General features: G+C 56.2%; 7 protein-coding genes and 6 pseudogenes. 6 read left to right on the top strand and 7 right to left on the bottom strand.

Features of this window, described 5'->3' with window-relative positions:
- Both NKJ06_RS33475 and NKJ06_RS35905 read right to left on the bottom strand, forming a co-directional pair.
- Positions 1 to 199: pseudogene (locus NKJ06_RS33475) on the bottom strand (DDE-type integrase/transposase/recombinase); the annotation flags it as partial.
- 267 nt (positions 200 to 466) lie between these two features.
- Positions 467 to 607, bottom strand: a pseudogene (locus tag NKJ06_RS35905) (transposase); the annotation flags it as partial.
- 471 nt (positions 608 to 1,078) lie between these two features.
- Here NKJ06_RS35905 and NKJ06_RS33465 point away from each other — a divergent pair.
- The 4 genes and pseudogenes from NKJ06_RS33465 (at position 1,079) to NKJ06_RS33450 (ending at position 3,882) form a co-directional block, all read left to right on the top strand.
- The gene (locus tag NKJ06_RS33465; RefSeq protein WP_352812178.1) at positions 1,079 to 1,558 is read left to right on the top strand and encodes a coproporphyrinogen III oxidase; all 480 of its coding nucleotides are present in this window, start codon (positions 1,079 to 1,081) and stop codon (positions 1,556 to 1,558) included.
- Positions 1,555 to 3,324 (top strand): GNAT family N-acetyltransferase, encoded by a 1,770-nt coding sequence (locus tag NKJ06_RS33460; RefSeq protein ID WP_352812177.1) that lies wholly within the window; start codon positions 1,555 to 1,557, stop codon positions 3,322 to 3,324. Before NKJ06_RS33465 ends, NKJ06_RS33460 begins: the two co-directional genes overlap by 4 nt.
- A 122-nt stretch (positions 3,325 to 3,446) precedes the next feature.
- Positions 3,447 to 3,609: pseudogene (locus tag NKJ06_RS33455) on the top strand (IS256 family transposase); the annotation flags it as partial.
- Positions 3,601 to 3,882: a ParB/Srx family N-terminal domain-containing protein gene (locus NKJ06_RS33450; RefSeq protein WP_502900030.1), complete on the top strand. Its 282-nt coding sequence runs from the start codon at positions 3,601 to 3,603 to the stop codon at positions 3,880 to 3,882. The pseudogene NKJ06_RS33455 and the gene NKJ06_RS33450, both read left to right, overlap by 9 nt.
- Here NKJ06_RS33450 and NKJ06_RS33445 read toward each other — a convergent pair.
- The 3 genes and pseudogenes from NKJ06_RS33445 to NKJ06_RS33435 all read right to left on the bottom strand — a co-directional run.
- On the bottom strand, positions 3,855 to 4,172 hold the full coding sequence (locus tag NKJ06_RS33445; RefSeq protein WP_352812175.1) for a hypothetical protein: 318 nt from the start codon (positions 4,170 to 4,172) through the stop codon (positions 3,855 to 3,857). The two genes, NKJ06_RS33450 and NKJ06_RS33445, sit on opposite strands and share 28 nt — an antisense overlap.
- A 79-nt stretch (positions 4,173 to 4,251) precedes the next feature.
- Entirely contained in the window at positions 4,252 to 5,172 is a 921-nt protein-coding gene (locus NKJ06_RS33440) for a type IV secretory system conjugative DNA transfer family protein (RefSeq protein WP_352812182.1), read from the bottom strand.
- 7 nt (positions 5,173 to 5,179) lie between these two features.
- Positions 5,180 to 5,316: pseudogene (locus NKJ06_RS33435) on the bottom strand (transposase); the annotation flags it as partial.
- Between the two features lie 227 nt (positions 5,317 to 5,543).
- Between NKJ06_RS33435 and NKJ06_RS33430 the strand changes: the two are divergent.
- Positions 5,544 to 5,753: pseudogene (locus tag NKJ06_RS33430) on the top strand (DDE-type integrase/transposase/recombinase); the annotation flags it as partial.
- A gap of 101 nt (positions 5,754 to 5,854) precedes the next feature.
- Here NKJ06_RS33430 and NKJ06_RS33425 read toward each other — a convergent pair.
- Positions 5,855 to 6,002: pseudogene (locus tag NKJ06_RS33425) on the bottom strand (transposase); the annotation flags it as partial.
- A 41-nt stretch (positions 6,003 to 6,043) separates the two neighbouring features.
- Entirely contained in the window at positions 6,044 to 6,676 is a 633-nt protein-coding gene (locus tag NKJ06_RS33420) for a 4'-phosphopantetheinyl transferase family protein (protein WP_352812173.1), read from the bottom strand.
- Positions 6,677 to 6,973: 297 nt separating this feature from the next.
- Between NKJ06_RS33420 and NKJ06_RS33415 the strand changes: the two genes are divergently transcribed.
- Positions 6,974 to 7,370 (top strand): IS6 family transposase (locus NKJ06_RS33415; protein WP_352812181.1); only part of this gene is annotated, 397 nt, incomplete at its 3' end.

Below are 7,370 nucleotides of genomic sequence, written 5' to 3'. Positions count from 1 at the left end.
TGCCGTCGATGGCGATACGTTCCGGCCTGCCATGGCGCTGCAGCGCCTTCCGTAAGAAGCTTTTGGCCGCCGGCAGGTCACGGTTTTCGCTGAAAAAGAATTCGACCGTATCGCCGAGGCTGTCGACGGCGCGGTAGAGATACATCCAGCGACCACGCACCCGGACATAAGTTTCATCAACGTGCCACTTGCCGGTGACCGGGCTCGATGCGGTTGCCGACGGCGGCGGCGCCAGCGGGATTTTGCGGTAAGCGCAGGAACGGCGTGGGGTGGTGAGGTCGGACCATGCGCGGTCGGGCGTGCTGCTGGAGAGCCGTAGGGCGGCGCTCGCGGCTGCCCCCGGCAGGCGAACAACTCGATGATGATCATGCGTCCGCCGCAGCATGGGCACGGCCCCCCGCCGCTCGCAAATTGCTGAATGTGGCTCTGCCGCCCGATGACCACCCCGGAAGACCAGACGACTTGCGAATCCGGGTGGCAGGACATGGTTTAGGAGCCGACGGACGAACTCGTCTGTGGCGGGCGTCATGAGTTCCCGCCGGTCGGCGCCAGGGCGGCGATAATCCTTATAGTGGATGGTGACCCCGCTCTCGTCGAAGCGGATGAGGCTCAGCGGCCTTCGACGGTGTCCGACAATTTATGTCTGTTTTGGCGACTTTAGGACATAGGCTTGTTTGGCCGGCTTCCTCGATGTTTTTGCTAAGTAACTGAAAGGAAATCTACAATCTAATTTTTAGCGCCAAAATACAATTGGCATGAATTTTGCTCCCTCCGTTGAGAGCCGGCGAAATTGCTTGCCAGGTAGGAGCGAAGCGATCGCTCGGCAAAATTAAAGGACTGGAATAAATGGGTTTGTTGAACTCCCACCGCCCACGATTGCAAGACCCATCTTGCCCTCCAAGGAACGGATAATCATGCATTTTTTGGCGGAGCACATCCTCACCGCGCTTGGCTATCGTCACGGGCCGATTTTCTATGGACGCAGGCGTCGCAACCGCACTCCTTTCAACAGTCTCGCAAGTACGATTCCTGGAACGACAATAATCTTCTGCCGTTTGGGGTTAGCGGATTTGGCTACATGAGCCAGTGCCAGTTCTATAATGAGGCCGATTTTGATCGGTGTCTGACTAGAGTTGAAGCGGGCGATAAACCGATTTGGAAAGGTGTCGCACTGTCAGAGGACGATCTGATGCGCAGGACAGTAATGTTTGTTTTGCGAAGCAGCGGAGTGTCGTCATCCCGCTTCGCAGCGGAATTTGGGGTGCCCTTCGAAGAATACTTTCCCCGCGAGCTTGAAATCTTGAAGGAGGCCGACCTGGTATTCATCTCTAACGACGGCGTACTTTCCCTGACTTCCGCCGGCATCATCAATTCAGGCGCTGTGTCTCTGCTGTTTTTCTCGGACCAGGTGCTTGACCGGGTAGCCTACAACGATAGCAGGATAGGGACAAGAAGACCGACCTCGTGGAAAAGCACGATTACTCGCCAGCGGGACGGTACGGCTCAAGTGCGAAAATGCAAGCTGTTTTTCGGTGAAGTCGGGGGACCTCGTCAATGACCTTTACCTCGTCCTTTTCCATCCCAGATCGACCCGCCCATCAGGCGCGGGGGATATTTTCTCACCTGGTCGACAGCATCGACCGCAGCCAGGCAAAACGCCCGCTTGGGATTGTCAGCGATTTCGTCGCCGAGCAACTCCCGCACCATATTGCGCAGATCAAAGGGAATGAACGGCCAGATGAAGCGGTTAAGGAGCTTGGGCAGAGCATCAACGCGATGATACGGGGAACAGACTGTGAGGCGCAGCTAATAAATCTGCCCCAGTCCGACTTCGGAGTGGCTAAGACAGACATTCAGTATCTCGTCAATTGTGCTTATCAGATGTCCGCGTTTGCCGGCCTCAATCCCGTCGATGCGGAGTTGACGGTAGGAGAACCGTTGATGCGTATTGCACAATTAAGTCGTCAGCGGCAGCCTAGCATTGATGTCCTCTCCTATGAAGACATGATCCTCACCAACCCGGTGGAGAGCGATCCTCGCGTATATTGCCTCGGTTCGGCTGGGGTCGAGGAGCGCGATTTTTGCCTCGGCCATCAACTTATTGAGGGTGACTTACAGTCGGCAATAGAAGCTCTTCTTGAGTTGCGAGACACGGTCGCGGCAGATGCACGCAAGTGTCTATCGCTGTGCATGAAGTCGCTGGAGTCAGCCATTTATATTCTGGAACGTTTTTATGAACATATGTCGCACGATCTTTTCGGGCAATTTCGCATGTTCTACGGAAAGAACCCTTACAAGGATAGGCTTGGCCCAAGCGGTCGTTTCTCTGCCCGCATCGTGGCGGTCTCGGTTCTACTGATCGGCGAAGAGCTGTTGCGCCAGAAGCCGCAATTCTACAAGGATGTATATCGGTTGTCGGAATATTATCCTCAAAAATGCATTGGCGACGTATTTCGCTGGTTGTCGCCAGACAAGGTGCGAGCGAGAACCCAGCCAAGCTGGCTTGAAGGGAAAGCGCCCTTCCCTAAGCTCGCAACGGTCTCGTCCATCGTGGAGCGCCAGGGCAGCGAAATCCGAGAGCTGCACGCGTCCTGTGTTTGTGCGATGGATCGGTTTACCCGGATGCATCGTCGTGCGGCCCTGAAATATACGGTAGGGCCGGGTCTCCCAATTGTTGGAGTTGATATGTCGGAAAGTATTGAGGCTGTGTTGTCGCAGCGGCTGTTAGGGAGCGCACCAAAGCTAGAGGCGACATTCTCGTCGGTCAAGCATAGCTCCGACATCAGGCGAAAATGGTCAATGTCTCAAGACGAAGTGGTCTTTCGCCGATTCGAGGTAGGAGATGCTGAAGACGTATGGCGGTTGCATCGAAGCGCATCCGACGCTGTTGGTGTACATGGGCCGGAAGGGGCATGGGAGGATGATTTACGCAATGTCGGCGACGTATATCTAGCCTCAGGCGGAGATTTTGTAGTTGCGCATATTGGCGGCCAACTCGTTGCTATGGGTGGACTGAAACCTGCCGAAGATTATGTTGCAGAGCTGAAGCGGATGCGAGTCGATCCCGCCTTTCAACAACGAGGGCTTGGAAGGAGAATACTTAGTGAATTGGAGCTGCGCGCCGTTGCGCTAGGTTTCAAGTGCATAATGCTCGACACAACAACCATCCAAGTCGGGGCTCAAAAGCTCTATGAGACGTTTGGCTATAGTCGCCGCGGTGAGGGGATGTTGCATGGGTATGCCGTGATTTTCTTCGAGAAGCGGCTCGCCAGCCAGGATGACTTGTTGATTTCTGCTGAGAAGCGACCCGGGAATTCAGACTGATGGGGTTGTCTAGAGCGCTGCCGGCAGCCTGGGCGATAGCGCTTGGGGTCAGGTTGCGGGCGCACACAAAGCGCGGCCCTTTTCGGTGTACCGATATCCATGGTCAACCCACCAGCGTTTGGGCAGTCAGGGCCAGGGGCCACTTCCCGAGCGACGATGCCGCCACAAAACTGCTCTATCTGATCTTGAACCGATCCGAGAAAGAATGCCGCCAAGTGACTGGTTCATGGCAAAGGTCCATTTCGCCGTATCTTCGGTGAGCGCTTCATCAGGGCCATGGCGGCAGGACGGCGAAAGCTGATCCAGAGCCTGAACGTCCGTCCCGTTCTTGACGGCGAGGGCGAGGAGACCAGCACGTTCGAAGTGCCCGCCGGCGGCCGGCGCTATCTCGCGCTCGGCATCCTCATCAAGCAAAAGCGCTTGGCAAAGAGCGAGCCAATCCCCTGCATCGTCAGCCGCGGGCAGGAGACCTCGGCCGAAGAGGATTCTCTTGCCGAAAACCTGCGACGCGCCGAGTTCGATCTTGGCGATCAGAGCGTCGAGATCGACCTGCGCTGAGCGGCGACCGGGTTGGCCGTGAGTGCTGCCGACACATGGACCTTACGGGGGGGCAAATACGTTACGCGACATCCAGTGTGGTAGACGATCAAGAGTTCACCAGCGTCCTTGCCGTTGATATCGGCAACCACATCAGGGTCGTTCTGGTCGTAGGGCCGCGTGTCGATCGCCCAATTCCGCTTTGCGAACTCACGGATTGGGAACTTGGCTATCTCAGTGCGCGAAGCGCGATCGACGCGGGATTTGCGGTTGAATTCGACGCCGCGGATTCTTGAGACACCTTGAGGCATGTGTCGTCGACGATTCGTGCGACAAGGTCACGGTAGACAATCTCCGCCGCATCGAATGCTAGCCTACCCATCGACTACATCAGGCAGTATCTTCGACGACGCTCAAATTTCGATCGAAAGCCTCGGTGTCGGATGCGTGGGCTCGGAGAGAGCGCACCTTGTTCGCCGCAACGGCTGCTTCTTTGTCGGGCGCTATGCTTGTTGTCACAGCTTTGGCCGCCAACGCGGTAAAATCTATGGCGGCATGAGCCGGCACACCTGCAGCATCGGTTGCTGTCGGCCGTTCTTCTGCGATTGCGCGCCGTCCCTGCGGCGAAGCCATACGGCCAGCTTTTGCGGCAAATGTCGCGCCGCGCCGCAGGCGGGTCTGCAAGAGGCCTGAGCGGTACGCGGGTGCTGTCGGCACAATCGTCGGGAGCGCAGGAGATGGCACCGCCGCAGAAGAGTCCAATGCAGAGTTTTTCGCGCGCGAAACGTCGGTCGAGGCGGGCAGGGGCATGAACGCGCGTTTGGCGAGCGGACCGTCGGCGAAATAGAAATTGCGCGGGCCGAGGATTGGCAGTTCGCCACGCGGCAAAATGATGGCCTTGTTCTTGTCGAGCGTGCGGATTTCGTCCGGCCGCATCAGGGGCCGCCGCACTTCCTTGCGGTGCTCCGAGCGCGTGTAATAAGTGTCGAACAATGTTGCCTTGGTGCGCGTCACGTCCTTTTGCACGTCCGACGTTTCGCCGAGCTGCTCGGAGACGTAGCGCAGATCGTCGGCGTCCTGCGCACCGAAAAAGATCTGCACGCGAGCGGCGTTGATAAGTGTCTTGCGCCCTTCCTGGCGATAGATCTCGTCCACAGCCTTCAGCGACTGCACGAAAAACCACATCGAAACGCCGTTGCCGCCGAGCACGCTCGCCATTTCGGTCACGTTCTCCAGCTTGCCGAGGTTCTGGAACTCGTCGAGCAGCACAAGCACCGGATGCTCGCCCAGCTGCGGCAGGCTTTCCGACATGAAGTTCCCCGCCGAAGCGGCCCTTCCAGTTGTAATCGAGGCGTCGCTGACCCCGTGCTTGCGGCACAGATCGGCAACCGACACCCCGGCCTCATGTTCCTTCAAAATTCCAATGATCTCTTCAGAAAAGCGGCTACGTTTCATGTCCTGGTCCTCTCGATGGGCCAGAACCAACGTCAACCGGATTAGATCAGCGGGGCAAGGTCACCGCATGTCGGCCATGAATACGCCAACCCAATTACATTGTTGGAAACAAGTAACTTGAGCGAAAATGTGCAATCTTTCTTTGGCACGTATCCTAATCGCGCAGGGAGATCAATTTCCACATCCTGGAATTCGAGAAAAACATTGTACAGTGGAAAATAGGCTTTAAGAGTAGATACCTGAATAACCGGATCGAACAGGACCATCGGCGCATCAAGCGCCGTATCCGGCCGATGCTCGGCTTCAAATCGACGGCCACCGCAGCCACCACCCTGACCGGCATCGAAATGATTCACATGTTGCGCAAGCGACAGGCGAGGTACGCCTTCAATCCGAATCCGTCCTTGGCCGAGCAGTTCGAAATCCTCGCCGCCTGATTGACCTCGCATCAGGGCCTCTCTGTGCCCCTATTCAGCCGTTGCAAAAAACCGACGAAACAGCTCTCGCCGCATAACCGCCCCACAGTTCCTCATGCTCCCTCCAGAGCCTTCAGTCGCCGAGCCTCGGAGACATCCATCCCGCCGAAGCGGCCCTTCCAGTTGTAATCGAGGCGTCGCTGCCCCCGTGCTTGCGGCTCCTTCAAAAATTCCGATGATCTGCTCTTCAGAAAAGCGGCTACGTTTCATGTCCTGGTCCTCTCGATGGGCCAGAACGAACGTCAACCGGATTAGATCAGCGGGGCAAGGTCACCGCATGTCGGCCATGAATACGCCAACCCGATTACATTGTTGGAAATAAGTAACTCAAGCGAAAACGTGCAATTTGCCTTCGACACGTACCCTAATCGCGCAGAGATATCAATTTCCACGTCCTGGAATTCAAGAATGTCATTGTACAGTGGAAAATACGCCTTATATACGGCCTCCTTCAAAACAAAGAGGTCCCGCCGCTCAAGCAGGCGTAGATCGTACATGCGTTGCTCGTTAGGGGTAGCAATCAATTCGATCAAGTTCTCCGGCAGTGGCTCATTAGGCTCAATGTCGATGCCGAGAGTTGCAATCCTCTTCGTTCCTGCAATAGCGGCGGCTGCTACTGTATCGTGGTGAGCCAAAGATCCGACGATGCCGGCCGGCCAGATCGGAACACCAGAGCGCGTCTTTAAGATCGGCAGTGGTGGGAATCCCAGTTTCCCAAGAAGTGTTCGGGCAATTACTCTTGCAGCACCGCTTTGGCGACGGACTTTGGTAACAGCGCGTCCCATCGGGGTAACCTCGGAAGCGTACAAGGTGGATTCGTCGGCCGGTTGTATTGGACGAATGCCGACGAGGATGTTCTGTTGATCAATGGTGATAGTCTCCATCTATTTCTTTGAGCATTTCAAGTGAGAACTCAGACAATGCAGCTTGGCCTTGTAATTGCTCGACTCGGGCGTCGATAAGCAGCGGCGGCGGACCGCATACAAAGTGCTTCCTATCTTTGGATCACCAAGCCAGGGCTTTCCGACATTTGGGGTATTGTCGGACTCTCGAGAATGAACCTGGGCGGAGTGCCAGAACCTTCCGAGCAGTTCGTTGGGGATCTTTTTCGGTTCTGTCGCAAAACTTTTCGGAAAGGTCATTTGCTGAATGATGCTTGCTCTTTTTTCCGGGAGTTTGTCATGTTCAAAGGCCGCCATTTTGATCGATCCGTGATCCTGCTGTGCGTTCGCTGGTATCTTGCCTACAATCTCAGCCTGCGCGATCTGGAAGAGATGATGGCCGAGCGCGGCATTCACGTCGACCATTCCACTGTCCACCGCTGGGTCGTGCACTTCTCGCTTGAGCTGCTGGACCGATTCAACCGGCGCAAGCGGAGCGTCACTGGAAAATGGCACATGGACGAAACCTACATCAAGGTTCGAGGCCAATGGATGTATCTCTATCGTGCTATCGACAGCCTCGGCGATACGGTCGAATTCTTTTTCAGCGAGAACCGTGACCTGCCGGCGGCCAAAAGCTTCTTACGGAAGGCGCTGCAGCGCCATGGCAGGCCGGAACGTATCGCCATCGACGGCA

The sequence above is a fragment of the Mesorhizobium sp. M0293 genome (assembly GCF_040321735.1).
In the GTDB taxonomy this organism is placed as follows: Bacteria; Pseudomonadota; Alphaproteobacteria; order Rhizobiales; family Rhizobiaceae; genus Mesorhizobium.
Note: the sequence above shows the minus strand (reverse complement) of the source record. Positions and strands in the feature narration are given on the sequence as shown.